This window comes from Arthrobacter sp. 9E16 (assembly GCF_002929435.1).
GTDB lineage: Bacteria > Actinomycetota > Actinomycetes > Actinomycetales > Micrococcaceae > Arthrobacter_B > Arthrobacter_B sunyaminii.
Window position 1 is genome coordinate 1 of the sequence record NZ_PJIU01000005.1, and the last position, 26094, is coordinate 26094.

Consider the following 26094-nt stretch of genomic DNA (forward strand, 5'->3'; position numbering starts at 1 on the left):
ACGCGTGGATACTTTTTCATGACAGGCACGGTTGAACGTGTTTGGTTGTGACCCATTGTTTTCCCCTCCACCAGGAGCAGTTTGGCCGGTGGTGCGGGTGGTAGGGTTACGGCGGTCATAGCGTGGGGGAAACGCCCGGTCCCATTCCGAACCCGGAAGCTAAGACCCACTGCGCCGATGGTACTGCATCCGGGAGGGTGTGGGAGAGTAGGTCACCGCCGGACAATATTTGGTGAAGAGAGTTGGGCCCCGCATGGTTGCGGGGCCCAACTTGTTTAACCCAGCCCTTGTTTAACAGGCCTATCTAACCCATCGACTATCTAACAACGGCCTCCAGAGCCCTTGCCCACGGCGCTGCGCAGCGGTTGCCGGCCGGCGGCCAGCAGGGACATCGGGGCTAGGCTTGGATGATGAATTCCTCTCTCTTTTCACACGCTGAGCCGCCCGAGCCGGCAAAGGAAACTATTTCAGTGCCGGACATCGTCGTGGAACGGAGAGTTCCACGCGAATTGCACGAGGCCTTCAACGGTTTCACTGAATACGTACACCTGTGGTGGCCGGAGGAGCACACGCAATTTGGCGAAGGCACTCATCCGGAGTTCGAATCGGACGCCCTGACGGAAACCGGCCCAGCGGGAGAATCTGCCGTGTGGGCGACGGTGGCCAAAAGAGTGCAGGACTCTCAGCTTCTGCTGGGTTGGATGGTGCGGCATAGCCCGCAGACCCCAACCTCGGTGCAGATCTGCTTCAGTTCAGCAGACGGGACAAGCACCCTTGTCACCCTCACGCATTCCGGCTTCAACATGGTGGCGGATCCGGTGAAGACTCAGGATGAGTTCTCCGTATTCTGGCCGCAGGTTTTGGACCGTTACGCTCGCTTCATGGGTGCCCGGTAGCATCCTCATATGACCGCAGACACGCTTCTTGACCTATCCCGCTCCCTGACCGGCATCGAGATGGACACCGCGCCTCAGACGCTGGCAGCCTATGGAAGCGATCAGGGGCCGGTCCTGGAGTACGTCAACCCTTTGGCGGTTGTGTGGGCCCGCTCCGTTGAGCAGGTCCAGCAGATTCTGCGCTGGGCATCGCGTACCGGCACCACAGTGGTTCCCCGCGGTGCCGGTACCGGGGTGTCCGGTGGAGCCCATGCCACAGCCGGATGCATTGTCCTCAGCCTGGAGCGGATGAACAGGATCCTCGAAATTCGGCCGGAGGATGAACTGGCCATAGTGGAACCGGGGGTCATCAACGCAGACCTCAACGCTGCTGCGGCCGAATTCGGGCTGATGTACGCACCTGATCCCGCAAGCTACCGCGTGTCCACCGTTGGCGGAAATGTTGCGACCAACGCCGGAGGGCTGCGCTGCGCAAAATACGGCGTGACACGGGACTCTGTCCTCTCCCTCGACGTCGTCCTGGCCGACGGAACGCTCATCAGCACGGGCCAGGAAACGTTTAAGGGGGTGGCCGGGTACGACTTGACCAGCCTTTTCACCGGCTCCGAAGGGACACTGGGAATAGTGGTGGGGATAACCGTGCGGCTGCGCTACCTCCCCGTGGATGTCTGCACGATCGCCGGATTCTTCCCTGACATCGAAAGCGCTGCAGCCGGGGTGCTGGCGGTGGGCCGCGCCCGGGTCCAGCCGGCCATCATGGAACTGCTCGACGCCGAGACCATGGTGGCGCTGAACACCGCACACGGCTCCAACCTGCGCTCCCGCGGCGCTGCTCTGCTCCTCATCCAAACGGACGGTTACGGCGCCGCGGCCGAGGCCGACGTCGTGCGTTCAGTGCTGGGCGAGCTGGGCGGGCAGATCAGCCTGGAGGGATCGGAGGAGGCACTGCAACTGGTTGACCTTCGCCGGCACAGCCGCGGAGACGCCATCCACACCGAACACCGGGTGGGGGAGGACGTTGCGGTGCCGCGCTCCCGGCTGGTCTCCTATATCGCCGAATTGAACCGCATGGCACGCGAGCATGAGGTGCGGCTGAAAGTGGTGGCACATGCGGGAGACGGAAATCTTCATCCCACCTTCTGGGTGGACAAAACCGAGGGCAGCACCGGCCTCCAACGGCTGGACGCTGCCCTCGATGAATCCATAGCCCTTGCCCTGGCGATGGGAGGCACCATCACCGGTGAACACGGGGTGGGCCAGTTCAAGCTCCGCTGGCTGGCGCAGGAGCAGCAGGAACAAGTCCTGGAACTGCAGCGCCGCATCAAGGCGGTGTTTGACCCGGCGGGGATCCTCAACCCGGGGAAAGCGATCCTCACCAGCTGAGAGCATCCCCCCGGCAGTACCCTGTGTCTCCTGCGACACCTTAGGCCAGTCGAAGCCACACAGTGCAGTTCGGACGGATTTTGGTTCCTTCCAGAGCGGAAGCCGAACTCATGGCAAGCACCGGGAGCTCCGGCAGCTGGATTGGGTTGTCTCCCATGTTCATGGCGACCAGGACGTTTCCGTTGACGAAGGCCACCAGGCCTTCGGCGTCATGCTCCGGCCACCACGCGAGCGACCCGGCGCCCAGCGCCAGCTCACGGCGAATCTCCAGTGCCGTGCGGTACATGTTCAGCGACGAGAACTGGTCCCTGCGCTGGATGTCCCGTGAATGCCGGCCCCAGTAGCCCGGCTGCGGCAGCCAGGTTTGTCCTGAGGAGCTGAACCCGAAGGACGGTTCGTGTACTCGCCAGGGCAGAGGCACGCGGCTGCCGTCGCGGCCCACCCTAACCCCTGCTGTGCGGTGATAAGTGGGATCCTGCCGGAACTCGTCAGGCATCAAGGTATGGTCCGGGAGGCCGAGCTCCTCGCCCTGATACAGATACACTCCGCCGGGCAATGCCAGCATCAGCATGGTGGCAGCCCGTGCCCGCGCCGCACCCAGCTGATAGTGCGGCTGGGCGTCGTTGGGCCCGATGCCGTCACCGCTGCGCAGATTATTGGCTTCCAGGCCGAAGCGGGACACATGCCGGACGACGTCGTGGTTGGACAGCACCCAAGTGGTGGGAGCGCCTACCTTGTCGAAGGCCCGCAGTGAGGAATCGATAATCTCCCGCAACTTCTCGGGGTTCCACGGATGGGTCAGATACGCAAAGTTGAAGGCCTGCTGCATTTCATCCGAGCGGACCCAGTCCGTCAGCCGGTCCAGCGGGTCAACGTTGGCTTCGGCGCACAGGACACGGTCGCCGTCGTACTCGTCAAGGAGCTTCCGCCAGGACCTAAAGATGTCGTGGATGCCCGGCTGGCCAAACATGGGCGCGTCATATCCGGGGAAACCTTCGGAGGAGGCGCCGTCGGCCTTCCCGCCCCAGTCAGGCAGCCCGGATTTCTTGATCAGTGCATGCGCCACATCCACCCGGAAACCGCCCACGCCGCGATCTAGCCAGAACCGCAGGATGCGCTCAAACTCTTCCCTGACCGCAGGATTGTCCCAGTTAAAGTCCGGCTGGGAGGTGTCGAAGAGATGCAGATACCACTGGCCCGGGGTTCCGTCCGGGTTGGCGATCCGGGTCCACGCTGGTCCGCCAAAGTGGGACTGCCAGTTGTTGGGCGGATTTTCGCCGTTCTCGCCGGTTCCGTCCCGGAAGATAAACATGTCGCGCTCCGGCGACCCGGGCTCCGCGGCGAGTGCTGCTTGGAACAGGGGATGCTGGTCGGAGCAGTGGTTGGGTACCAGATCCACGATGACCCGTATGCCATACTCGCCGGCTTTGGCCACCAGGGCGTCGAAATCCTCCATGGTGCCGAAGATCGGGTCCACCGAGCAGTAATCTGCGACGTCGTAACCGGCATCCTTCTGTGGAGACCGATAGAAGGGTGAGAGCCAGATGGCATCGATCGCGAGTTCAGCCAGGGCCGGGATTTCCGCGGTAATGCCGGGCAGGTCGCCAACCCCGTCACCGCGCAGATCCCGGAAGGACCGTGGATAGATCTGGTAGATCACCGAGGAACGCCACCACTCGCTGCCAGGCTGGCCGTCATGGACCGGAACAGTCCTCAGCGCACCTCCCTGGGAAGGGAAAACTGCTGATGCGGACATCTCTGAGGAGGATCCTCCTGTCTCGGGAAGGTTTTTAATAAGTTCCATCGACACTATTAAACGCAACAGCTGCGCCTGCTGCCATGAACTGGGCCACAGGCCGCAACAACGATGCCGCGCGGGTGCCGCCCGACGTCAGTCCGGTGCGCCGCCGGCCTCAAGTATTTTCATGGTCCTGGTGTCAGTTGACAGCAAAATGGCTGCCTCGTCCCGGCGGTGGCGGAGCACGGTGTCCAGATAGGACTGCACGGCCTCTGCCATGGGGACGTTGCGGTTTTCCTTTTCCGACATGTACCACCGGTGCTCAAGCACCTCGTGCACCACTTCGGCCTGTTCCAGCTTGCTGCCAAGTTCCCGGGGCACGGACTTTACGATGGGTTCGAAGACCTGGGTGACCCACAGATGTGCACTGAGTTCCTCGTCCAGCTCCGGATGGTTGTCAGCCCGGTAGGAATCCATGTCATTGAGCAGGCGGCGCGCCTGGTTTTCCTGGGCATCCAGACCGGTCAGGCGCAGCAGGCGCCGCTGGTGGTGGCCGGCGTCGACCACCTTGGGCTGGAGCTGGACCTGGGTGCCGTCGGCGGTGGTGTTGATGGTGAGTTCGTCGACGTCGAACCCCAGGTCATTCAGGCGGCGGATGCGGGCATTGACCCGCCAGCGTTCGCCGAGTTCGAAGGATTCCTTCTCCGTGAGTTCTGCCCAGAGGTTCCGGTAGCTGTTCATGATGCGCTCGCTGGTGGCGAGCGGATCGACGCTTTCTTCGATCAGCCCGCCCTCTGCGAGGTCCATCAATTCGCCGGCGATGTTCACCCTGGCAATCTCCAGGTCGTATTCGCGCTGGCCCCGGGAGAGCTCCGGATAGAGCTCTCCGGTCTCGGCATCCACCAGGTAGGCGGCAAACGCTCCGGCATCTCGTCGGAACAGCGTGTTGGACAATGACACATCACCCCAGTAGAAGCCTGCCAGATGAAGCCGGACCAGCAGCAGGGCCTGGGCGTCGATGAGGCGGGTCAGGGTGACCTGGCGCAGCGTCTGGGAGAAGACGGCACGGTACGGCAGGGAAAAGCGCAGGTGCCTGGTGACGAGGACGGGCTGCAGCTCCTGGCCGTCTACATCGTAGCGGCCGGTGATGACAGCCACCGGTTCAACGCTCGGAACATTGAGCCTGCGCAGCTTGCGCAGCATGTGGTATTCCTGCCGGGCCACGTGCTCGCTGGTTTCCTTGATGGCGATCAGCGAGTCACTCATTCGCGCGAAGCGGACGACGTGGCGGGAAATGCCTCGGGGCAGTGCCGCAAGGTTATCCTTGGGCCACTCTTCGAGCGGCAAATGCCACGGCAGGTCCAGCAGCCCCGGGTCCATCGAAGCAGCGGTAATGTTCAGGGACGCGAGTGCCTTTTGAGGGGCCGAGAGATGAATCCGGGGCAGTTTGCCCTGCTGCTCCCAGTCTGTTGGTTCATCGCGCCATTTGGCACCTGCGGGTTCGGACATAAGCACACGCCTTCATCGAACGTTCTGCTGAAACGGAGCTGTAGTTAAACAGAAAATGCGGTGGCCCCTTAAACGAGTCTAGAACAGTCGCATGGGCCACCGCATATTCGGCGGCGGAACTAGGCCTGGTCTGCCAGGCGCTCTCCATTGCTGGTGTCGAACAGGTGCACATGGCCCTGCTGCGGGCGGACGAACAGGGTGTCGCCCTTCATCGGGGGACGCCTGCCGTCAACACGGACCACCATGTCCCGGTCAGTTCCGTCGAGGGTGGTGTGCCCGTAAACATAAGCATCGGCGCCAAGCTCCTCCACCACGTCAACTTCCACCTTCAGGCCGGAGCCGGAAGAGTCAACGATCTCCAGGTCCTCAGGCCGGACGCCGACGGTCACGGTGTTGCCTGCGGCCGCGCCCAGAACCGAGCTGGCGACCGGGTAGATGGCGCCGCCGAAGGCAACACCGCCGTCCACAACGGGCAGTTCCAGCAGGTTCATGGCAGGGGAGCCGATGAAGCCGGCCACGAAGACGTTCTTGGGGTGGTCGTACAGGTTGCGCGGGGTGTCCACCTGCTGCAGGATGCCGTCCTTGAGCACAGCCACGCGGTCACCCATGGTCATGGCCTCAACCTGGTCGTGGGTCACGTAAACGGTGGTGACGCCCAGGCGGCGGGTCAGCGATGCGATCTGGGTGCGGGTCTGTACGCGCAGCTTGGCGTCCAGGTTGGACAGCGGTTCATCCATGAGGAAGACCTGCGGGTTACGGACAATGGCACGGCCCATGGCGACGCGCTGGCGCTGGCCGCCGGAGAGTGCCTTTGGCTTGCGGTCCAGGTAGTCCTCGAGGTCCAGGAGCTTGGCGGCATCGCGGACACGTTCCATCCGCTCTTCCTTGCCGATGCCTGCGATCTTCAGGGCAAAGCCCATGTTGTCCGCTACGGACATGTGGGGATAGAGGGCGTAGTTCTGGAAAACCATGGCAATGTCACGGTCTTTGGGCGGGACATCCGTGACGTCGCGGTCACCGATAAGAATGCGGCCGGAGTTGACGTCTTCGAGTCCGGCGAGCATGCGCAGGGAGGTTGACTTGCCGCAGCCGGAAGGCCCAACGAGCACCAGGAATTCGCCGTCGGCGATCTCCAGGCTGAGGTTGTCAACTGCGGGCCTGTCAGTGCCCGGGTACAGGCGAGTGGCCTGGTCAAACGTTACCGTTGCCATGATATTTCTCCTTCACGGGCAGGTACGTGCCCGACGATCCGTTGTGAAGTGCTTATGTAGTTGTACAGCAGGTGGCAGCGGTTGTGGCCGCGGTCACAGGGTCAGTATGCCACACCCGTCCCGCGGCGGATCATTTGTGTGCGCGGCGAAGTTCCAGCAGGTGCGCCAGGACCGAGCTGAAGGCAGCCGGGGAGTCCACCCGGAAGGCGGCACGGGTGTCCCCGGGGCCGATCTTGATGGCCAGGTCCCCGGATTCCAGGGCTGCAAAGCCGTGCTCGTCGGTGACGTCATCGCCGGCGAACAGCACCGCCGTCGCACCGGTGAGTTCGCGCAGGGCGCGGATTCCTTCCCCTTTGTTGGTATGGACAACGGAGGCTTCCAGGACCCGCTTGCCGTCCGTGAGCTGGACACCGTCCAGTGCGCCAAGTCCCCGCCGGGCTGCATCGGTTGCGGCTGAGGCGACATCATCCGGTGCGCTGCGGGTGTGGAGCACGACGCCGGCCGGCTTTGCTTCCAGCCAGGTGCCCGGATGGGACGAGGTTACCCTTTCCACCGCTTCGCGTGCCCGCGCCAGCAGGTCCGCCTGCTCCGGTGTCAGACGCAGCGGTTCGGCGTTGGGTCCCGTCCAGGCCTCTGCGCCGTGGCTGCCGATCAGCAGGGTTTCCGGCTCGGGGGAGGCGGTCCGGCGTAGGCTGTCCAGGGCGCGTCCGGAGATCAAAGCGGTAAAGGTGTCCGGCAGTTCTCCCAGCCCGGCCACTGCCGCAGCCGATGCCGGAAGCGGACGGGCGTCGTCGGCGTGCTCCACCAGGGGCGCGAGAGTACCGTCGAAGTCCAGCGCCACCAGTAGCGTTTCCGTGTCCGCCACCCGTGCCAGCGCCTGTATCAGATCTTCGGGGAGGTTGTTCACTGTGCTGCCTCGTTTTCTCCCTGCTGCAGGGCACTGAGGAAGTTCTTCGACCAGCGTTCTACGTCGTTCTGCAGGACCTGCCGGCGCATCAGGCGCATGCGGCGCTGGGCCTCGCGCTCCGGCATGTTGATCGCCGTCAGGATGGATTCCTTGACCCCGTCGATGTCGTGCGGATTCATCAGTACCGCCTGCCGCAGCTGGTCAGCGGCACCGGCGAACTCGCTCAGCACCAGCGCACCGGTGTTGTTGATGCGGGCGGCCACATACTCCTTGGCCACCAGGTTCATGCCGTCGCGCAGAGCGGTGACGAGCATGACGTCGGCGGCGAGGTACAGCGCCACCATTTCCTCCACCGGGTAGCTGTGGTGCAGGTAGCGGATGGCGGTGTTGCCCATCGTGTCGTAGGTGCCGTTAATCCGGCCCACTGTGCCCTCAACCTCTTCGCGCAGCAGCCGGTACTGTTCCACGCGCTCGCGGCTGGGGCTTGCGACCTGGATCAGCGACGCGTCCGCGACGTTGAGTTTGCCGTCTTGGAGGAGCTCCCCGTAGGCCTTGAGCCGGTGGCTGATGCCCTTGGTGTAATCCAGCCGGTCCACGCCCAGCAGGACGGTCTTGGGATCACCGAGTTCCTTGCGGATCTGCTTGGACCGCTCGATGATGTCCTCGCGCTTGGCCAGCTCGGTGATCTGTTCAACGTCAATGGAAATCGGGAAGGACTCGGCCCGCGAAACGTAGGACACTCCGTCCTCATTGGTGACGTGCACCTGCTGCTGGCGGACCGTGTGGCCGGCGAAGCGGCGCACGCAGCGCAGGAAGTTGCTGGCATCGGAGGGACGCTGGAAGCCGATCAGATCCGCGCCGAGCAGGCCCTCAATGATGTTGCGGCGCCAGGGCAGCTGGGCAAAAATCTCCAGCGGCGGGAAGGGGATGTGGTTGAAGAAGCCGATCTTCAGGTCCGGACGGTCCCTGCGCAGCATCTGCGGCACCAGCTGCAGCTGGTAGTCCTGGACCCACACGGTTGCCCCCTTGGCGGCCATGGTGGCAGCGGCGTCGGCGAAGCGGCGGTTGACGGTCCGGTAGGAATCCCACCAGGTGCGGTGGAACTCCGGCGGCGCAATGACGTCGTGGTAGAGCGGCCAGAGCGTGGCGTTGGAGAAGCCCTCGTAATACAGCTCCACTTCGGATGCGCTCAGCGGAACCGGCAGCAGATGCATGTTGTCATGATCGAACTCGTCCAGCTCTTCGTCGGCAGCTCCGTGCCAGCCCACCCACGCGCCGTCGGCCTTGGCCATCACCGGGGCCAGCGCTGTGACGAGCCCGCCGGGGGAGCGCCGCCAGCTTTCGCCGTCGTCCGTATTTACCCGGTCCACCGGAAGTCGGTTGGAAACTACGATGAAATCGAAATCGCCATACCCGTCCGTGGCATTCTGTCCTGCGGAATCAGCGGCAGCAGCGTTCACGATATGCACCCCTTGTTTGGCTTATGTATTTAGGCCACTCTATCCAAGGCTGGAAACTTTATGCCTGTACAGGCCGTTGAAAGTAAGGGCGGACACCCCCGGTGGCCTAAACTGTTGCTGCCCGGCCGCATGCCCAAACGGGCAGGCGTGAGAGAGACATGAGGAACTATGACTGAGCGGAACCCCAAGCCCAGCAAGGCCGATCGCACGGCTGCTGCGCGCGAACAGGCGCGTGCCCTGCGTGAAGCCCAGAAGAAGAAGGAGCGGCGCAACAAGCTCCTGGTGCGCTGGGGCGTGGTGGTTGCCGTGGTGGCGGTCATCGTCATCGTGGCGCTGATCGTGATCAATTCCGTGCGCAGCGGCAACGGAGCGGACGCCCAGACCGGAGAATCTCCGGCCAACGCGAATGAATACGGAGGCATTACGGTGACGTCCACCACCTCGCTGGAGCCCACCGAGCCGTTCAGCGTTGACGTTGCCTCACTGCCGGAGGCTCCGTCCGACGCCAAGGAAGACGCACCCGTTCCCCCGGGCATTGAAGCAGCCGAAGCCGGCCAGCCGGTGCCAATCGTGGCTTACGTGGATGTGAACTGCGTGCACTGTGCCGACTTCGAGAAGGCCTACAACTCGCAGATCGCCACCTGGCTCGACGCCGGCGAGGTCACCTTTGAGTACCGCACCGTAGCGTTCCTGGACCGCGGATCACCCACGAATTACTCCTCGCGCGGCGCCAATGCCGCAGCCTGCGTGGCGGACACCAACCCGGAGTCCTACTGGGACTTCATGAGCGCCATCTTTGCCAACTACGACAACGGCGAGATCAAGAACGCGGAGCTGGCTGACATGGCCGAGTCCGTGGGTGCCGGCGATGCGTCCGACTGCATCCAGAATGACGGCTTCCGCGCCTTCGTGAACTATGCGGACCGCCTGGCCCGCGTGGACTACGTCAGCGGAACTCCCACCGTGTATGTCAACGGTGCGGAGAGCAACCCCAATGACTTCACTGCCGCTGTTGAAGCTGCCATTGAGGCCACCAAGTAACCCGTTCCGGTTTCCCCCGGTGCGCCCGTTTCGCGCGGAACCGCCTCCTGGTTTCGCGGGAACGGGCGCTCTGGGCTAACCTTGACTAGCGCAGTTGCCGTGTTTGGCTTTTGAAGCACGACGACGGCGGTTAGCCGGCTTAGGCCGGCGCCGCCCCCTTAGCTCAGCTGGCCAGAGCACCTGTCTTGTAAACAGGGGGTCGCCGGTTCGAATCCGGCAGGGGGCTCCACGAAACCCCTCCTAATCAGGCATAACGCTGATCGGGAGGGGTTTTTCTATGGCATTCGAAGGCTCACGACACGCTTACAACAGGGGCTGGCGTGATGCTTCTGAATCAGCCGGTGCCAGGGGTTCGGCGCGCTCTGTGCGGTACAGGCCGCGCAGGTAACCCTGATGCAGGAGGTACCGCCGGGCCCATTGCAGGTACGAAACCCCCGGCTCCAGATCGAGCCGCTGCCAGAGCTTGCCGGAGTAGAAGAAGGAACCGAGCAGGGTACCGAGCAGCAGGACCAACCCGCCGAGGATGTTGACTTCCCAGATTCTTTGGATGGCAAGCACGGCTCCGATAGTCAGCAGGATCAGGCTAAGAAACGGAACCCACCGGATTTCCGGGATCCGGACCGTTGCCAAGAGCACGCCTAGGCACAGTCCCAGAATGGCGATGATGATCAGCGGTGTTGCCTCCATGATGTTGCCTCCTGCTCCTCTGGCGGTAAACTTCAGGCCGTCAACCCACCTGCCGGATTTCAACCTATCGGCAGTCATCGTCACTGTAGACCAGGCCGATGGGAGCCGGAACCGTGGCGATGAACAGGCACTTCCCTTGGTACGGCTCCGCCTTCGAGTTCGTAGGTGAATTGTTTTATGGGCAGCCGCTAAACCGGGCATGACAAGCCCCGGCCGAAACGGGGGCTCTGAGCGTCAAATCATTCCTTGCGGCGGGCTGTGCGCCTGACAGCGCGCTGCGGCACACCTTTGCGTGCGACGTAGACGATCCCGAAGATCACCGCGGCAATCAGGAGAATCATGAGGAACACGGTCAATGTCCAGCCTGCGATAACACCCATTTCATTTGTCCTTCCGTCGAGCCATTAGCTATTCGGAGCAGGTCATGTACGCACACCGTAGCCCACGTTCAGCTGTACCCAGAACGTAAACGGAAGTGGGTCGCCGGTTCGAATCCGGCAGGGGGCCCACAAAAACCCCTCCTGCTCAGGCATAGCACCTGAGCAGGAGGAGTTTTCTTTATCGCAGTGAGCGGCGGCCGGCGGGGTTAGACGGTGACCGGCCGGCCCGTTCCCGGGGACCCGGGCAGGGCAGCCGGGGACTCGCCGGGGAGGTTGGCGTCGCGCACCTCCTGGTACTGAGGCAGGTGGGTGTACAACTCGTCGCGCAGCGGGTTGCGGTGCTGTTTGACGATGGTGAACACCTGGTAGACCGCGACGGCGATGTTGGCCGCCAGCGAGATGGCCGACACGACGAACAGCGCGGTCGGGTTGTGCGAGGACTCGACGGCGAACGGCGACGTGCTCACGAATGTGGGGACCGCCATCGTGAACATCATCCACAATGCCAGGGTGTGGGCGCGGTGCTGCAGCCATGCACCCTTCTTGAGGAAGAACGCGGGGATGGTGCAGGAGATGAGCAGCGCCGCACCGGCGTAGAACGAGTGGTCACCGACGCAGTTGTAAACGTAGGCGAAGTTCCACAGGTCGTACGCGATGATCCAGAACCACATCATGTCGGGCCAGATCATGTCCTTCGACTTGTCGCGGGAGACGATGATGCCCGTCCAGCCGCAGATGGTGAGCAGGTTCAGGATGCCGGCGATGGCGTTCATGTAGTTCCACGGACCGCCGACCATGAAAACGCCGTCGTGCATGCCCTGCAGGCCCGCCACCTCAAAGTCTCGGATGACCGCCTCGGCGATGTTGATCGCAAGGATCAGTGCAGGGAACATCAGCATCCAGCGGTTCTTCGCCAATCGCGGGACGTACCGGATGAGCATGAAGCCCAGGCACCCTAGAAGTGCCGAGTACACCTTCACCCAGTGGAACCACGTTCCTGTGGACGACCCTTCTCCGGCCGTCGTGGGCCACACGAACACGGTCAGGAGGATGGGCAGCGCCACGAAGAAGGCCAGACCGGCCCACTTCCAGCGCCGCGTCACTTCGTTAAGCGCAATGAGGGCAACCAGGACAACGCCGAACATCGCCCAGGAATACCAGGGAATCGATTCGTACAAGAACATCTAGGGACCTCTCCTTATTGGCCCGCCGCATGCGTGCCGTCTGATTCCAAAGTAAAAAAGGCCGCCCCGCGCGGTCATTAGACACCTGTTGCGATGTGTCCAAAAGCGCCCGGTGCTACCGTCAGGCATGACCGATGAGGGCACCGACGCGCAGCGTCACGCGAGTGCGCGAGCGGCTTTGGCTGCCGCGCTCAAGGCCCGGCTGAACACCGAGCCGCTGGACAAAGTGACGGTCACGGAACTAACGCGCGACTGCGGACTGACGCGGCAGGCGTTCTACTACCACTTCACCGATGTGCGGGATCTCGCGGGCTGGGTGTTCGAGACCGAAGTTGCCCGCCGGGTCCGCGCTTTTGCGGCTGAGGTGGGATGGGCTGACGGACTTGTGCGGTTGATGCTGTACATGCGCGATAACCGCTCGTCGACGCTCGGTGTCCTCAACGGGGTGGGCCAGCCCGGGCTCGAGCGTTTCCTGTTTCGGCAGATGCGACCGATCACTGAGGCCGTGATGGACCGGAACGGCGGCGGGCCGGCGCGGCCACAGGACCGCGTCCTGGTGGTCGACTTCTACACCTCGGCCGTGCTCGCCGTGGTCCTGCGATGGGTCGCGGACGGCATGGTCGAACATCCCTACAGCGTGGTCGGCGATCTGGAGATCATGCTGCACGGCGCCGTGCAGGAGTCCGTCCGCCGGCTCGACGCCAGGGCAGCGCCAGGAAACTAATAAACGTCATCTGATGTCTATTTGGGGGAGCACTTCACCACAGCCTCAGCCGCGCGGCTGACCCGTGAGCTGGCTGCAGCCGCTTGAAGGGCTGAACCCGTTACCAGCGACCTGGGCCGCGACCTGGCAAAGAACCCGGCACTGATTAAGGTCAGTGCCGCCTCGGAGCCCTCCGGCAGCGGTGTTGCTCATCCAGCAGTTCAGCCGGGACGGCGGACCTGCGGCACCAGTTCCAGCAGGTGCTCCTCCACATAGTCCAGGGCCAGGCGCAGGGCACCGGTTGGTACCAGCAGTTTGCCCATGTTTGAGACGGCCAGCCGCGGCGGCTCCGCCACATAGCCGGCAAGTTCCCGGGTCATGGCCGGCAGCAATGCCTCGGCCGATGCTGCCACGGCACCGCCGATGACGATCAGGCGGGGATCAAAGAAGGACGAAACAAGGGCCAGTACCCGGGCCATGCGCCGGGCAATCCGGTCCAGGATGTCCTGGGCCACCAGATCACCGTCGGCTGCCGCCTCGAAGACATAACGGGCCGACGCGCGGTTGGTTTTCGGCCCCACGAGGTCCCGGATTCGCCCGTCATGCCCTTCTTTGAGGGCGGCGCTGCCCCAGAGGCGTGCCAGCTTGGCAATGCCGTCCTCGTTGCCGACGCCCTCGACCAGTTCCAGCCCGCCCATCGCACCCGTTCCGCCGCGGGCGCCGTGCAGCAGCCTGCCGGCGTCGATGATTCCGCTGCCCAGGCGCTCGCCGGCAAGGATCACCGCGAGGTTTTTTTCACCCGCGCCCACACCGCGCCACCGCTCGGCAAGCGCCGCCAGCTTGGCATCATTCTCCACCAGCATCGGCCAGCCCCGGACCTCGCCGAATTCCCGCTGCAGGCCGAGGTCAAACAGGGGTGCCATTGGCTGGCCGGGAACGACGACGCCGTCGCCGGCCACCTGCGCGGCAACACCCGTACCAACGCAGAACACCTTTGCCGAGGTGATGCCGGCGTCCTCAAGCGCCTTGTCCACCGCGTCCGTCAATATCCGCCGCCGGGCATCCGGCTGACCGCCGTGGCGGGGGAATTGGGCCTCCGCACCGCCGACGACGGTTCCGGCGAGGTCGGCAACCAGGACTCGGATAGTTGCGATGCCGACGTCGAGCCCCAGGACATAGCCGGCATTTTCATTGAACTCAAAGCGCCGTGCAGGCCGCCCCTTTTGTCCTTCCGCACGCGGGGAATCAGCTTCCCGGGCCCAGCCGCGGGCGACCAGGTCATCACACACGGCGATCACCGTGGCACGCGTCAGCCCGGTGGCTTCGATCAGGTCGGTGCCCGTCACGGACGAGGCTGACCGCAGCACTTCCAGCACCGCCCGGAGGTTAGTGCGGCGCAGAAGCTGGGGGGTATTTGCGGAGGGGTCCATGGGATGCCTTTTGACGTGTGGCGGTAATAACAGCATAATTGTAGAAGGTAATAAATTTAGTGTCTAAATCTAATCCTGATCGAGCCTGAGGAGGCCCCATGACGGTACGTGTCGGAATTAATGGTTTTGGTCGCATTGGCCGCAATTTCCTGCGGGCAGCACTGGAGCACGGCGAAGGCTTTGAGGTTGTTGCAGTCAACGACCTCGGCGATCCCGCCCAGCTGGCGCACCTGCTGAAGTACGACTCCGTTGCCGGACGCCTGAGCGAAAAGGTCTCCGTCGAGGAGGGCAACCTCGTGGTTGGCGGTCACACCATCAAGGTCCTGGCCGAGCGCGATCCCGCCAACCTGCCCTGGGGCGAACTCGGCGTTGACATCGTCATCGAGTCCACCGGCTTCTTCACCAACGCCGATGACGCCCGAAAGCACATCACCGCCGGCGCCAAGAAGGTCCTGGTCTCCGCACCCGCCAAGGGCGATGCGTTCACCGTGGTCATGGGCGTCAATGACGCAGATTACGATGCCGAGAACCACGACGTCATCTCCAACGCATCCTGCACCACCAACTGCCTGGGCCCGCTGGCCAAGGTCCTCAACGACGCCTTCGGCATCGAAAAGGGCCTCATGACCACGGTTCACGCCTACACTGCAGACCAGAACCTGCAGGACGGCCCGCACAAGGACCTGCGCCGTGCACGCGCCGCAGCCCTGAACATGGTGCCCACCTCCACGGGTGCTGCCAAGGCCATCGGCCTGGTCCTGCCGGAGCTCAAGGGCAAGCTGGACGGCTTCGCCATCCGCGTTCCCGTTCCCACCGGCTCGGTCACCGACCTGACGGTCACGCTGGAAAAGGAAGCCACGGTCGAGGAGATCAACGCCGCCTACGCCAAGGCCGCACAGGACCCGCGCTGGGCCGGCATCCTCACCTACACCGAGGATCCGATTGTTTCCTCCGACATTGTGGGCGATCCGTCCTCCTGCATCTTTGACTCCGGCCTGACCCGCGTCATGGGCAACCAGGTCAAGATTGTCGGCTGGTACGACAACGAGTGGGGCTACTCCAACCGCCTGGTGGACCTGACCGGGCTGGTTGCCTCCAAGCTCTAAGGCTGGCCGCTTCCTTCGGGAGATCAGCACAGAACAACGCACGACGGCGCCGCGCCGGACCGCTTTCAGGGTCCGGGACGGCGCCGTCGTGCGTTTAACGCCGTTGGCCCTTCAACCTCAGCAATGGCGCGCGGGCCTGCGTGCGCTGCCCTTGTTCGCCCCGGGACCAACCGCGGACAATGAGTCGGATAGCGGCATAAACCGGAAGCACCAGTGGTGCGGGGAGGGCCACTGTCTAACTCGACAGGACGGACACCATGGAACTCGTTCCCAACAACACCCTTATCTGTGCCAGCCCCGAAGACGGGAGACGGCTTGCCCTCGGTCTGGCAATGCAGACCTCTTTCGCCATTCAGCCCGATGACCACGTGCAGAAAATTATCCGCGACGCCTATATGAACAACCCTGACGGCCTGATTGCCGCTGGTCATGTGGTGGCCATTGAGTTCGCCACCATTGCGGCCGCCAACAATTACTGGCGCTGACTACAGGCCTAACGGTCCTGGCTCAGCGATTGGGCGAGGAATTCCAGCGTGCGGGCCCAGGCGTCGTCGGCGGCGTCCGAGTCGTAAGCAAACCGGTTGGTGTCATTGAAGAACGCATGGCCGGTGCCCGGATAGACATCCGCGGTGAAGTCGATGCCTGCCTCGGTCATGGCTGCACCCAAATCGGGGAGCGTTTCCACAAGGTCGGTGTCCTGATCGCCGTAAAACGCCAGGACCGGGCAGCGGATGGCGGCCAGCTCGGCGACGGAATAATCGGCCCGGCCGTAGAAGGACACGCAGGCCTTCAGGCGCGGCTCCTGGACGGCGAGGGAGAGCGCGAAGGTTCCGCCCATGCAGAAGCCAACGACGCCGATTTGTCCGTGGACGCCGGGGGAGGACTCCAGATACTCAAAGCAGGAGGAAACCCGTGCCGAGGCCTGGGCTGAAAAGTCCGGACTGCGGAACGGCGACATCAGAGCCCGCAGCTTCGGCTGCGCCGCGTGGCGCTGCTCCGGATCCGGGTTGAAGAGCTGCTCACCGAGTTCCGTGGCCACGTCATCAGTGATGCCGTTCTCGCCCAGCAGATCGGGGGCAACCGCAAGGTATCCCTGTTCGGCAAACCGGTCCGCCACGCTGCGGATTTGCCCAACCAGTCCCCACGCCTCGTGAATGACAATAACGCCGCCCCGAATTTCTCCCTCCGGCCGGGAAACGTAGGAGTGAACCGCGGAGGAACCTGTGCCCATTTCAATCATTTCGCCCATGCCGACACCCTGCCACAGGGAAGGCACGCCGGGCTAGGGATGCTGTGAGAGCAAGACACCTTTCCGGACAGCGCCAACGTGCGTGGACCTTGACCCTGATCACCCCCGGGAGAAGGCTTAACCGCACGTTGGCACTTACCCCGCACCCCTTAGGAGCCGCCATGCTGCGCATTCTCTCGATCGACGGCGGCGGGGTCCGCGGGATCATTCCGGTCATCTGGCTCACCCACTTGGAAAGGCGCTCGGGTCAGCGGACTGCGGACCTCTTTGACCTCATTGTGGGCACCTCCGTCGGGGGCATGATTGCCCTGGCTCTGGCCTGCCCCCGCGACGGCGGGGCTCCGTACAGTGCAGCCGACCTCCGGCATCTGGATCTGGGCAGTGTCAAGAAGATCTTCCCTCGCCATACCGCAGCCCGCCCCAAGGCCGCACCGGGAACAGCTGCCTACTCCGCCGCACCGCTGCAGGAGTTCCTGCATCAGGTCATGGGCCGGACCAAGCTCTCCGAGGCTTACCGGCCAGTGGGCGTCGTGACGTGCGATCTCGTCCATACACAGGCTCTGCACTTCGCGGGCGGGGGATTGGACCAGTCACAGCTCGGTGATGCCGACATGGCGGTTGCTGCTCGGGCCACGGCATCGCTGCCGCGGTTTTTCCCGCCCGTCACCTTCACAGACCCCGGCGGGCAGGCGCGCGAGCTGGTGGACGGCGGGCTTGCGGCTGATGATCCGGCACTGGTGGCCTACACGCTGGGCCGGTCCCTGGCTGGGGCCGACGACGGCGTGTTGTTGGTTTCGCTGGGCACCGGAACCAGCCAAACCTCCTCGGGTCTGCTGTTGAGCTCGGAACAAACCAGCAGCACCGCAGACGTGCAGGGGATGGAACGGGACTTTTCCATGGTCTACGAAGGGCCGGGACAGCTGGTCCGTGAGAGCCTGCGCCAGCTTCTGGGCGAGGACTACGTCCGGATCCAGACCAGCCTCCTTCCAGGCACGCATCACGCTTCCGACGACGCGAGCCCCAAAAACATCCTGGGACTGCTGGCTACCGCCGAGAAGATGGTCCTGGAGACTTCCTCCGAGCTGGACCGGCTGGCGGAACTGCTGCAGGGCAGGTAACCCGGCGCTGCTCCCGATCTCGCTGGCCCCGGTGCGGGCCTCCCTGCTGTCACAAATGCGGGCTGTCACAAACCCGGCCCGTCCGGTGTCCTATGTGTGAGCCGGCCGCGAGCCGGAGCGGCAGGTTTCAGGGACAGGAGAAGGACATGGGAACCACAGCAGTTGTCCTGGGCGGCGGATACGCGGGAGTCATGGCAGCCAATCGGCTCGCCGCCGCAGCACGGCCCGGACTCGACGTCGTGCTGGTAAGCCCGGGAGAGCGCTTCGTGGAGCGGATCCGGCTGCATGAGTATGCCGCCGGAATCCGCAGTGATGCCACCGCCTCCTTTGAAACCGTGCTGCATCCGGCCATCCGACGGGTGCGGGACACGGCGGTGCGCATCGATGCTGCTGAACTACGACTATTTGGTCTACGCAGTGGGATCAGGGGCCCTGAAGGTTCCGGACGGTGCGCTCACCGTCCAACAGCTGGAGGGAGCCGAAAGCACCCGCAGGGCACTCGAGGCGCTGGCCCCGGGCGGCCGGGTTGCGGTGGTTGGCGCCGGGTTGACCGCCGTCGAAACGGCGGCGGAAATTGCCGCCCACCGGGGAGACCTGCACGTACGCCTGCACACGGACGGTGTTCCCCTCCCACAGGTGACAGCGTCCGCCCGCCGCGGTCTGGAACGGAGCCTTCGCCGCACAGCAGTGGAACTGCAGTCCGGCGTGCGGGTATCCGGGTCCGGTGATCCGCATCTGCGGCTTCAGGCCGATGTGGTGCTCTGGTGCACGGGTTTTGGAGTTCCGGATCTCGCCTCGGCCAGTGGGCTGCCGGTTGATCAGGAAGGCCGTCTGCTGCTGGATCCGAATCTGCAGGTGCCCGGGGAGGATCGGATTTACGGGGCCGGTGACGCCGCCGTGATTGCCAGCCCGGAGTACGCCTACCTGCGGATGAGCTGCGCGGCGGCGATGCCCATGGGTGCTGACGCGGCGGGAAACATCCTGCGCGGAATGGATGGGGCACCCGGCATCCGGCATGACAGCGGTTTCGGCGGCCAGTGCGTTAGTCTGGGCCGCAGCGACGGGCTGGTCCAGTTTGTCCGGGCGGATGACACCCCGGTCCGCGTTCACCTGCGCGGCAGGTTGGCGGCGGTCCAGAAGGAGATTATCTGCCGGATGACGCTGCGCTGGATCCGCAGCGAAATCAAACGGAGCGGAGCATACACATGGCCCAAAGGTCCGCGGATGACGACGGCGGAGCAGGCTCAGGCGCCGGCCGGGCGGTGAGCCGCGACGCCGATTTCCTCGCCCACCGCGGCATGGTGTTCACCATCGCCTACGACGTCCTCGGGACCGTGGCGGATGCCGAGGACGTTGTCCAGGAAACCTATCTCCGGTGGCGGACGGTCCCCGATCCGGTACGCAACCCCCGGGCCTACCTGGCGCGGATCGCCACCCGGCAGGCACTGAACACCGTCCGCTCCGCAGCCCGGCGGCGTGAGGACTATCCGGGGGAGTGGCTCCCCGAGCCGCTCCGCACCGGCGCCGGCGCAGACGGCCCCGCCACTCCGGAAACCGCTGCCCTGACCGCAGCCGAAGTCTCCACCGCCATGCTGGTGGTCCTGCAGACGCTGAGCGGACCGGAACGCGCGGGGTTCATCCTGCATGACGTGTTTGGGTTTGGTTATCCGGAAATTGCAGAGGCGTTGGAGTCCGGGCAGCCTGCTGTCCGGCAACTGGTGCACCGGGCACGGGAGCGGGTGGAGCGGGGCACACCGAAGACCCAGCCCGATCCCGCCGAGCACCGGGCCGCCGTCGGACGCTTCCTGGAAGCCACCCTGACCGGATCGCTGCAGGCGCTGCTGGACGTGCTGGCCCCGGAGGTGGTGCTGCGTTCGGACGGCGGAGGCAAAGCCAGCGCCGCACTCAAGCCGGTGTCCGGACCGGAGAAGGTTGCCCGGCTGATGCTTGGGCTGGCCTCAAAGTATGCGGCCGGTGTCCTGCCGGAGTTCGTGGAACTGAACGGGCTGCCCGCCGTCGCCTTCCGGGAGGGCGGAAGCGTCACCACCGTGTTCCAGCTAAGCGTGGTGAACGGACAGGTCCAGGAGATCTACGCAATGCGGAACCCGGACAAACTCGGGCAGCTGCAGGGGCCGCCTGTAAGCTGAATCGGGTGACTGTTTCCTCGACTCCCAACCGCCGCTGGTCCGAGGACGCCATCCGGCGCATCGAGGCCGACAGCAACCGCTCTGCCGACACCCACCTGTTTGAGATTCCTGTTCCGGCGGGCTGGTCAGTGAAGGTGTACCTCAAGGACGAGTCCACCCACCGCACGGGAAGCCTCAAGCACCGGCTCGCGAGGTCACTGTTCCTCTTTGGGCTGGTCAACGGCTGGATCACCCGGGGCATGACCATCGTGGAGGCCTCCAGCGGGTCCACCGCCGTGTCCGAGGCCTACTTCGCACAGCTGCTGGACCTTCCGTTTGTGGCCGTTATGCCGCGCAGCACCAGTGCTGAGAAAATCGCGTTGATCGAGCAGTACAAGGGCACCTGCCACTTCGTGGATGATCCGTCGCAGGTGTATGCGGCTGCCGAAGAGATTGCCCGCAGCACCGGCGGCCATTACATGGACCAGTTCACCTACGCCGAACGTGCCACCGACTGGCGCGGCAACAACAACATCGCCGAATCCATGTTTGGTCAGCTGAAACTCGAGGACTCCCCGGTGCCGGAGTGGATTGTGGTGGGCGCAGGAACCGGCGGCACCAGTGCGACGATCGGCCGCTACATCCGGTACCACCGCCATGGAACCCGGCTGGCCGTGGTGGACCCGGAGAACTCGGCGTTCTTCCCGGCCTGGCGTAATCCGGGGGCTCCCGCCGTCGGCGGTCCGTCCCGGATCGAAGGCATCGGCAGGCCGCGGCTGGAACCCAGCTTCGTGCCCGCGGTCATTGACCACATGATCCAGGTGCCGGACGCCGCATCGGTTGCCGCGGCGCGGCACCTGCGGGAAACAGCAGGTCTCCACGCCGGGCCCTCCACCGGAACCAACCTCTGGGGAGTGTGGCAGCTGGGAGCACAGATGGAGGCCGAAGGCCGGGCGGGGAGCATCGTTTCGCTGATGTGTGATTCGGGGGACCGGTACGCCGCCTCCTACGGCGACGACGAGTGGCTCGCTTCCCGGGGACTGGATCCGGCGCCCGCGGCGGCTTTGCTGACGAAGCTGTTTGAGACCGGCCGCTGGCCCGCCTAAGAAGCCTGGGGTGCGCTCGCGCCGGGTTGGCCGCCCATGTCCTTCTCAGCGGTGCTTATCAGCTTTTCCTCATCGTCACGGACGTCAACCGGGCGCTTGCCCTGCAGGGAAGGGTTGGGGCTGTAGAACCACAGGGCAACCTGCTCGTCCTTCCAGCCGGCCCAACGACCCATGCGGACTACGTCCTTGACCGCCGGGACGGTGCGGCCGCCGGGTTCGTCAAACTGGAAACCCGGATACAGGAATGTTCCACCGCGCTGCACTGCCAGGACCCGCCCTTTGCCGGTCAGCCGTCCGGCCCGGAGGTTGGGTCCGTAACCGAATCCGAGCCGTTCAGCGGCTTCGGAGATAGTGTAAAGGCCGTGTTCCTGCCGCATGGCTCGCCACAGCGCCTCGGCCTTCTTTCCTGAGGGGATCGAAGGGATGGCGCCGGTCGGATGGGAACTGTGCCGCCGGTGGGTGTCGCGGTCGCTCATAATTCAACGGTACAACCGCCGCGGGCCCTGAGGCAGAGCTCGCAGCTCCCGCAGGTCCGGCAGGAGGAAAGCTCTTTCATGAGCGCGGCTGAACGGCCAAATAGGTTCTGTCCGCCTCCAGCTGGGATTATGGAAACATGCGAACACTCAGCCACCAGGAAGCCACCCGACTTGCGGAGCAGACAGCGGCCGTGGCTGAGGCCCACATCCCCTACGGGTCCGGACTGGGTGCACCGGCATCCTTTACACTGGCCTGGCTGATGGCGGGCGCGGGCATTGAGGACATCCGCGTGGCCAGCGGTAGCTCAGGCATGGGGGATCACTTCTGGATTGAGACGGCCCAATGGCGGATCGATCCGACGTTGCGCCAGTTTCCCCATCTGAAGCACCGTTCGCTGGTGGAGCCGGTGACGGAGGCCGGGAGCTTCGAAGCGCTCAAGTACCACAACGTCCCGGCTTCCCGGGAGGAAGCGGTACGCGAGGTCTCCTACGGTTTCCGGAACGCCGTTGAAACCGAGGCATTTGTCAATGAGATGACGGCGGCCGTCAGCTTCTGACGCCCTGCATCCCTAACCTGTGAAGCCGGCCTGCCGGATGCCGTAGCGCAGGAACACCACCCCGTTGCCGAACCGGCGCTCGTCGAGCAGTTCAAGGTCCAGCCGCAGTCCGTCCGGCAGGAAGGGCTTCCCGCCTCCGACGACGACGGGGGAGAGCAGCTGGTGCAGCTCGTCCACCAACCCTGCCTGCAGCGCCTGTGCCGCCAGGGTGGGGCCGCCGACTGTGAGATCCCGGTCGGCACTTTCTTTGAGCCGGCGTAGGGCCTCAGGGTCGAAGGTCCGCTCCAACCGGGTGTTGGAGGTGCTGATGGCGGGCAGCGTGCGGGAAAAGACGATCTTGTCCGCAGCCTTCCAGATGCCGGCGTAATCCTGAATCACGGCCGGCTCCCCGGCTACGGGCATGGTCTCCCACGCAGACATCACCTCGTACAGCTTTCGTCCGTAGAGCTGAGTTCCGATCCTCCGTTCCAAATCATTGACGAAGGCATGAACTTCTTCGTCCGGCATGCTCCAGTCGAACTGCCCGTCCTCATCAGCGACGTAACCGTCAAGCGAAGTAATGCAGGTGTACACCAAACGTCCCATGCTGTGCCTCCCGACACCGGTGCCGATGTGTCAATGATTGAGGAAAGCCCGGCGGTGTACTAGCGTCGGGCGCACCACGGGCCGGGTCCGCCGTGGAACCCGTGGATCAAAGGAGAACCATGCGAGGGATAACCAAGACCGTGATTGCAGCCGCGGCAATAAGTTTGGCGCTGACCGGCTGCTCCGGAGACGATACAGCTGACGGCTCGCAGACCCTGAGGATCGTTTACAAGAACGCCGACGCGGCCCCTCTGGTAGCCCTGATGGAGAACGTCAAAGAGGAGTTTGAAGCGGCCAACGAGGGTGTAACGGTTGAGCTGGCGCCCATTGAGGGAAACGATGAGGACTATGCCACCAAACTGGCCTTGTCCCAGCGCTCACCTGACACCGCTCCCGATGTCTTTGTGGAGGATTCCTTCAAGCTCCGTGCTGACGTTGACGCGGGCTATGTGCTGCAGCTGGACGATTATCTGTCCGATTGGGAGGACTGGGACAGCTTCAACGAAACGGCCAAGCAGGCGGGCTTGGCCGACGACGGCGGCACCTATGCGATCCCGCTGGAAACGGACACCCGCGTGATTTGGTACAACAAGAATGTATTGGGTGCAGCGGGTATTGAGCTTCCGTGGCAGCCGGAAAGCTGGGATGACCTCCTGACCATGGCACGCACCGTGAAGGATTCCAACCCCGATGTCATCCCCTTCAGCATGTATGCCGGCACCATGCAGAGTTTCTATGAGCTCCTCTACGGGACTGAAGGTGGAACCCTCTATGACGCTGACGAGCAGAAATGGGTCACCGGGTCCCAGGGCTTCATCGATTCCCTTGCGTTTCTGAAGACCATTTATGACGAGGGGCTGGCGGTCACCCCGGCGCAGGCCCTGGATGCGAATATCTGGCAGCCCATCGTGGGAGAGATGCTTCCGCAGGACCGCATGGGTGCCACGGTGGAGGGCTCCTATGCGCCGCAGTTCTGGCAGCCGGGAGGACAGTTTGAATGGCCCGAGTACAGCGAGGTTATGGCCACGGCACCGTTTCCCACCCAGAACGGGCAGGAGCCCGGTGCAGTCAGCATGTCCGGCGGGTGGACCCTGGCGGTGGGGGCCGGAACAGAAGAGCCGGAGCTGGCCGCTGATTTCGTAAAAATGGCCCTGAGCTACGAGAACTCCCTGGAGTACACCGTGGACAGTTCCAAGATTGCCGTACGGACCGACGTCGCAGAGGCCCCGGAATACCTGGACATGAACCCCTTTGCCTCCGAGGTCACGGAGGTGCTTGACGTCAGCAATTACCGCCCGGCAACGTCCGATTTCGCCGAGATCGATGCCGCTGTCCTCACAGCCACCCAGGAAGTGGTGGCCGGCGGCAAATCTCCGGAAGAGGCGGCGGCCGCCTATGACGAGACACTGACCAAGATAGTCGGTGACGAATTCGTGGTTGAGAAGTAGCTCGGCATGTCCAGTACGTCTCTGGCCGGCCGCTCCCGCCCCGTGAGCGGCCGGCCGGATGCCCGCCGGGCCCGTCCGCCTTCAGCGCGCCGACAGCTCGGCAGGCTGCTGCCCCTGCTGCCCGCGGTGGCCCTGCTGCTGGTTTTTCTGGGCGGCCCCATCCTCTGGGCCTTCTACGGTTCCTTTACGGACGCCGGTCTGACGGGGGCCAGCGCAAAGAATCCGGAGTGGATCGGGTTCGAAAACTACCGGACCCTTTTCACGGACCCGTTGTTTCCGCGCTCGCTGTGGCTCACTTTCCTGTTTGTGTTCGCCTCGGCGGTTATCGGACAGAACTGCTTGGGCCTGGCCCTTGCTCTTGTCATGCAGCGGGCCAACAAGGCCGTTGCCGGTTTCGTGGGTTCCTGTGTGGTGGCGGCTTGGGTTTTGCCCGAGATTGTTGCGGCCTTCATTGCGTACGCATTCTTTTTTCGGGACGGCATGCTGAACCAGATGACCGGGCTGCTGGGGATCCCTGCCGTGGACTGGTTGTACGAGTACCCCATGGCGGCGCTGATCCTGGCCAACATCTGGCGGGGGACCGCTTTTTCGATGATGAACTACCAGGCAGCCCTGAACGACGTCCCACCGGACATTACGGAGTCAGCCACCATTGACGGTGCCGGAGGGCTTGCCCGCCTGCGGTTCATCACTCTTCCCATGATCAAACGCAGCATCGCGACAAACCTCATGCTGATTACTCTCCTGACCCTGGGTACCTTCACCCTGATTTACGTTGTCACCCAGGGAGGACCGCTCAATGCGAGCACCACACTTCCGATCATGGCCTATGAGCAGGCCTTCCAGTACGGGGACATCGGTTACGGCACGGCCATCGCAGTGGTGATGCTCCTGATTGGTGCCGTTTTCTCCATTGCCTACATCCGCATGCTGCGCGAACGGAAGGAGTAGACATGGCGATCGTTTCGGTTTCCTCCGCCCGCAAGAGCTCCGGTGCGAAGATCTCCAACGCAGTGCTGCTGTTGCTGGCCGCGTGTTTCCTCCTGCCGCTGGCCTGGCTGCTGACCGCCTCCGTCAACGCCGACGCTACGTATGAGCTCACCGCCCCGGTGCTCACCCTGGGTAACTTCAGCGCCATCATGAACGCCCAGCAAACCTTCATTCCGCTGCTGAACAGCTTCATCCTGGCGGTCGGATCCGCCACGGTCACCGTGGTGGCCGCGGTGCTGGCTGCCTATCCGCTGTCGCGCTATCAGATGCGTTTCAAGCGACCCTTTATGTACACCGTCCTCTTCGGCACCTGCCTGCCCATCACCGCCATCATGGTTCCGGTGTACAGCCTCTTTGTACAGTTGAACCTGCTCGATTCCCTGGGCGGGACCATTCTGTTCATGGGAGCCACATTCCTGCCCATCGCCATCTGGATGACCAAGAACTTTATGGACTCCGTGCCCATCAGCTTGGAGGAAGCGGCCTGGATTGACGGCGCCTCCTCAATGAAGGCCCTGTACTACGTGGTGCTTCCGCTGATGCGTCCGGGTCTCGCCGTGGTGTTCATCTTTGTGTTCCTGGAGGGATGGGGAAACTTCTTTGTTCCCTTCATCCTGCTGTTCGCCGCGGACAAACAGCCTGCCTCTGTGAGCATTTTCCGTTTCTTCGACGAGTACGGCGGGGTGGCATACGGGGAACTCGCAGCCTTTTCCATCCTCTATTCCCTGCCGGTGATTGTCCTCTACATCCTCTCCCGTGCCATGGGCGGTTCCTTTGCGCTCAGCGGGGCAATGAAAGGGTAGG

Annotated in this window: 26 protein-coding genes, 1 tRNA gene and 1 rRNA gene; 16 read left to right on the top strand and 12 right to left on the bottom strand. The window is 63.8% G+C overall.

Annotated features, from left to right (window positions below; all coding sequences use genetic code 11):
* Positions 1–107 precede the first annotated feature (107 nt).
* From rrf to CXR00_RS16700, 3 genes are all read left to right on the top strand, one after another.
* Positions 108–224 (top strand): 5S ribosomal RNA (gene rrf, locus CXR00_RS16690).
* A 246-nt stretch (positions 225–470) separates the two neighbouring features.
* Positions 471–896: a hypothetical protein gene (locus tag CXR00_RS16695; RefSeq protein WP_104055975.1), complete on the top strand. Its 426-nt coding sequence runs from the start codon at positions 471–473 to the stop codon at positions 894–896.
* 60 nt (positions 897–956) lie between these two features.
* Positions 957–2279: an FAD-binding oxidoreductase gene (locus CXR00_RS16700; protein ID WP_258060585.1), complete on the top strand. Its 1323-nt coding sequence runs from the start codon at positions 957–959 to the stop codon at positions 2277–2279.
* A gap of 40 nt (positions 2280–2319) precedes the next feature.
* On the opposite strand, the gene CXR00_RS16705 is transcribed toward CXR00_RS16700, so the two are convergent.
* The 5 genes from CXR00_RS16705 to CXR00_RS16725 all read right to left on the bottom strand — a co-directional run bounded on the left by CXR00_RS16705 (position 2320) and on the right by CXR00_RS16725 (position 9104).
* The gene (locus CXR00_RS16705; protein WP_181032605.1) at positions 2320–4035 is read right to left on the bottom strand and encodes a glycoside hydrolase family 13 protein; all 1716 of its coding nucleotides are present in this window, start codon (positions 4033–4035) and stop codon (positions 2320–2322) included.
* Positions 4036–4170: 135 nt separating this feature from the next.
* Positions 4171–5526, bottom strand: a complete 1356-nt coding sequence (locus CXR00_RS16710; protein ID WP_104055981.1) for a DUF4032 domain-containing protein — start codon at positions 5524–5526, stop codon at positions 4171–4173.
* Positions 5527–5645: 119 nt separating this feature from the next.
* Positions 5646–6737: an ABC transporter ATP-binding protein gene (locus tag CXR00_RS16715; RefSeq protein ID WP_104055983.1), complete on the bottom strand. Its 1092-nt coding sequence runs from the start codon at positions 6735–6737 to the stop codon at positions 5646–5648.
* A gap of 130 nt (positions 6738–6867) precedes the next feature.
* Positions 6868–7644, bottom strand: coding sequence for a trehalose-phosphatase (gene otsB / locus CXR00_RS16720; protein ID WP_104055985.1), 777 nt, complete (start codon positions 7642–7644; stop codon positions 6868–6870).
* Entirely contained in the window at positions 7641–9104 is a 1464-nt protein-coding gene (locus CXR00_RS16725; protein ID WP_181032415.1) for a trehalose-6-phosphate synthase, read from the bottom strand. The genes otsB and CXR00_RS16725 overlap by 4 nt, the downstream gene beginning before the upstream one ends.
* A 168-nt stretch (positions 9105–9272) precedes the next feature.
* Between CXR00_RS16725 and CXR00_RS16730 the strand changes: the two genes are divergently transcribed.
* Together CXR00_RS16730 and CXR00_RS16735 are read left to right on the top strand one after the other, a co-directional pair.
* Positions 9273–10145 carry a thioredoxin domain-containing protein gene (locus CXR00_RS16730; RefSeq protein WP_104055989.1) on the top strand — a complete coding sequence of 291 codons (873 nt, stop codon included), beginning with the start codon at positions 9273–9275 and terminating at the stop codon, positions 10143–10145.
* Positions 10146–10297: 152 nt separating this feature from the next.
* Positions 10298–10374, top strand: a tRNA-Thr gene (locus CXR00_RS16735).
* Between the two features lie 74 nt (positions 10375–10448).
* Here the strand turns inward: CXR00_RS16735 and CXR00_RS16740 are convergent.
* From CXR00_RS16740 to CXR00_RS16745, 3 genes are all read right to left on the bottom strand, one after another.
* Positions 10449–10832, bottom strand: a complete 384-nt coding sequence (locus tag CXR00_RS16740; protein ID WP_104055991.1) for a hypothetical protein — start codon at positions 10830–10832, stop codon at positions 10449–10451.
* A 239-nt stretch (positions 10833–11071) separates the two neighbouring features.
* A complete protein-coding gene (locus CXR00_RS18370; RefSeq protein ID WP_181032416.1) occupies positions 11072–11212 on the bottom strand; it encodes a hypothetical protein in 141 nt (46 codons plus the stop codon).
* A 206-nt stretch (positions 11213–11418) separates the two neighbouring features.
* Complete coding sequence (locus CXR00_RS16745) at positions 11419–12396, bottom strand: DUF5692 family protein (protein WP_104055993.1); 978 nt, start codon at positions 12394–12396, stop codon at positions 11419–11421.
* Positions 12397–12508: 112 nt separating this feature from the next.
* Between CXR00_RS16745 and CXR00_RS16750 the strand changes: the two genes are divergently transcribed.
* Positions 12509–13120, top strand: coding sequence for a TetR-like C-terminal domain-containing protein (locus CXR00_RS16750; protein WP_258060567.1), 612 nt, complete (start codon positions 12509–12511; stop codon positions 13118–13120).
* Between the two features lie 200 nt (positions 13121–13320).
* On the opposite strand, the gene CXR00_RS16755 is transcribed toward CXR00_RS16750, so the two are convergent.
* Positions 13321–14529, bottom strand: a complete 1209-nt coding sequence (locus CXR00_RS16755; protein WP_104055996.1) for an ROK family transcriptional regulator — start codon at positions 14527–14529, stop codon at positions 13321–13323.
* A 98-nt stretch (positions 14530–14627) separates the two neighbouring features.
* Between CXR00_RS16755 and gap the strand changes: the two genes are divergently transcribed.
* The gene (gap, locus tag CXR00_RS16760) at positions 14628–15635 is read left to right on the top strand and encodes a type I glyceraldehyde-3-phosphate dehydrogenase (RefSeq protein WP_104055998.1); all 1008 of its coding nucleotides are present in this window, start codon (positions 14628–14630) and stop codon (positions 15633–15635) included.
* Between the two features lie 257 nt (positions 15636–15892).
* Positions 15893–16120 carry a hexameric tyrosine-coordinated heme protein gene (locus CXR00_RS16765; RefSeq protein WP_104056000.1) on the top strand — a complete coding sequence of 76 codons (228 nt, stop codon included), beginning with the start codon at positions 15893–15895 and terminating at the stop codon, positions 16118–16120.
* An 8-nt stretch (positions 16121–16128) separates the two neighbouring features.
* Here CXR00_RS16765 and CXR00_RS16770 read toward each other — a convergent pair whose 3' ends face one another.
* Complete coding sequence (locus CXR00_RS16770) at positions 16129–16884, bottom strand: dienelactone hydrolase family protein (protein WP_258060568.1); 756 nt, start codon at positions 16882–16884, stop codon at positions 16129–16131.
* 161 nt (positions 16885–17045) lie between these two features.
* Here CXR00_RS16770 and CXR00_RS16775 point away from each other — a divergent pair, with 161 nt between their 5' ends.
* The 4 genes from CXR00_RS16775 to CXR00_RS16790 all read left to right on the top strand — a co-directional run bounded on the left by CXR00_RS16775 (position 17046) and on the right by CXR00_RS16790 (position 21234).
* Entirely contained in the window at positions 17046–18002 is a 957-nt protein-coding gene (locus CXR00_RS16775) for a patatin-like phospholipase family protein (protein WP_104056002.1), read from the top strand.
* Between the two features lie 384 nt (positions 18003–18386).
* The gene (locus CXR00_RS16780; RefSeq protein ID WP_181032606.1) at positions 18387–19268 is read left to right on the top strand and encodes an FAD-dependent oxidoreductase; all 882 of its coding nucleotides are present in this window, start codon (positions 18387–18389) and stop codon (positions 19266–19268) included.
* Complete coding sequence (gene sigJ, locus CXR00_RS16785; protein WP_104056006.1) at positions 19208–20149, top strand: RNA polymerase sigma factor SigJ; 942 nt, start codon at positions 19208–19210, stop codon at positions 20147–20149. The genes CXR00_RS16780 and sigJ overlap by 61 nt, the downstream gene beginning before the upstream one ends.
* Before the next feature lie 5 nt (positions 20150–20154).
* A complete protein-coding gene (locus CXR00_RS16790) occupies positions 20155–21234 on the top strand; it encodes a PLP-dependent cysteine synthase family protein (protein WP_104056008.1) in 1080 nt (359 codons plus the stop codon).
* On the opposite strand, the gene CXR00_RS16795 is transcribed toward CXR00_RS16790, so the two are convergent.
* The gene (locus tag CXR00_RS16795) at positions 21231–21710 is read right to left on the bottom strand and encodes a hypothetical protein (RefSeq protein ID WP_104056009.1); all 480 of its coding nucleotides are present in this window, start codon (positions 21708–21710) and stop codon (positions 21231–21233) included. The two genes, CXR00_RS16790 and CXR00_RS16795, sit on opposite strands and share 4 nt — an antisense overlap.
* Positions 21711–21847: 137 nt before the next feature.
* On the opposite strand from CXR00_RS16795, the gene CXR00_RS16800 reads away from it, so the two are divergent.
* Positions 21848–22267, top strand: coding sequence for a hypothetical protein (locus tag CXR00_RS16800; RefSeq protein WP_104056011.1), 420 nt, complete (start codon positions 21848–21850; stop codon positions 22265–22267).
* Positions 22268–22279: 12 nt separating this feature from the next.
* Here CXR00_RS16800 and CXR00_RS16805 read toward each other — a convergent pair whose 3' ends face one another.
* Complete coding sequence (locus CXR00_RS16805) at positions 22280–22852, bottom strand: dihydrofolate reductase family protein (RefSeq protein ID WP_104056013.1); 573 nt, start codon at positions 22850–22852, stop codon at positions 22280–22282.
* Positions 22853–22971: 119 nt separating this feature from the next.
* Here CXR00_RS16805 and CXR00_RS16810 point away from each other — a divergent pair, with 119 nt between their 5' ends.
* From CXR00_RS16810 to CXR00_RS16820, 3 genes are read left to right on the top strand one after another with little or no spacing between them, the layout of a single operon-like run.
* On the top strand, positions 22972–24300 hold the full coding sequence (locus CXR00_RS16810) for an extracellular solute-binding protein (RefSeq protein ID WP_104056015.1): 1329 nt from the start codon (positions 22972–22974) through the stop codon (positions 24298–24300).
* Positions 24301–24306: 6 nt separating this feature from the next.
* On the top strand, positions 24307–25251 hold the full coding sequence (locus tag CXR00_RS16815) for a carbohydrate ABC transporter permease (RefSeq protein WP_104056017.1): 945 nt from the start codon (positions 24307–24309) through the stop codon (positions 25249–25251).
* 2 nt (positions 25252–25253) lie between these two features.
* The gene (locus CXR00_RS16820; RefSeq protein ID WP_104056019.1) at positions 25254–26093 is read left to right on the top strand and encodes a carbohydrate ABC transporter permease; all 840 of its coding nucleotides are present in this window, start codon (positions 25254–25256) and stop codon (positions 26091–26093) included.
* Position 26094 lies beyond the last annotated feature (1 nt).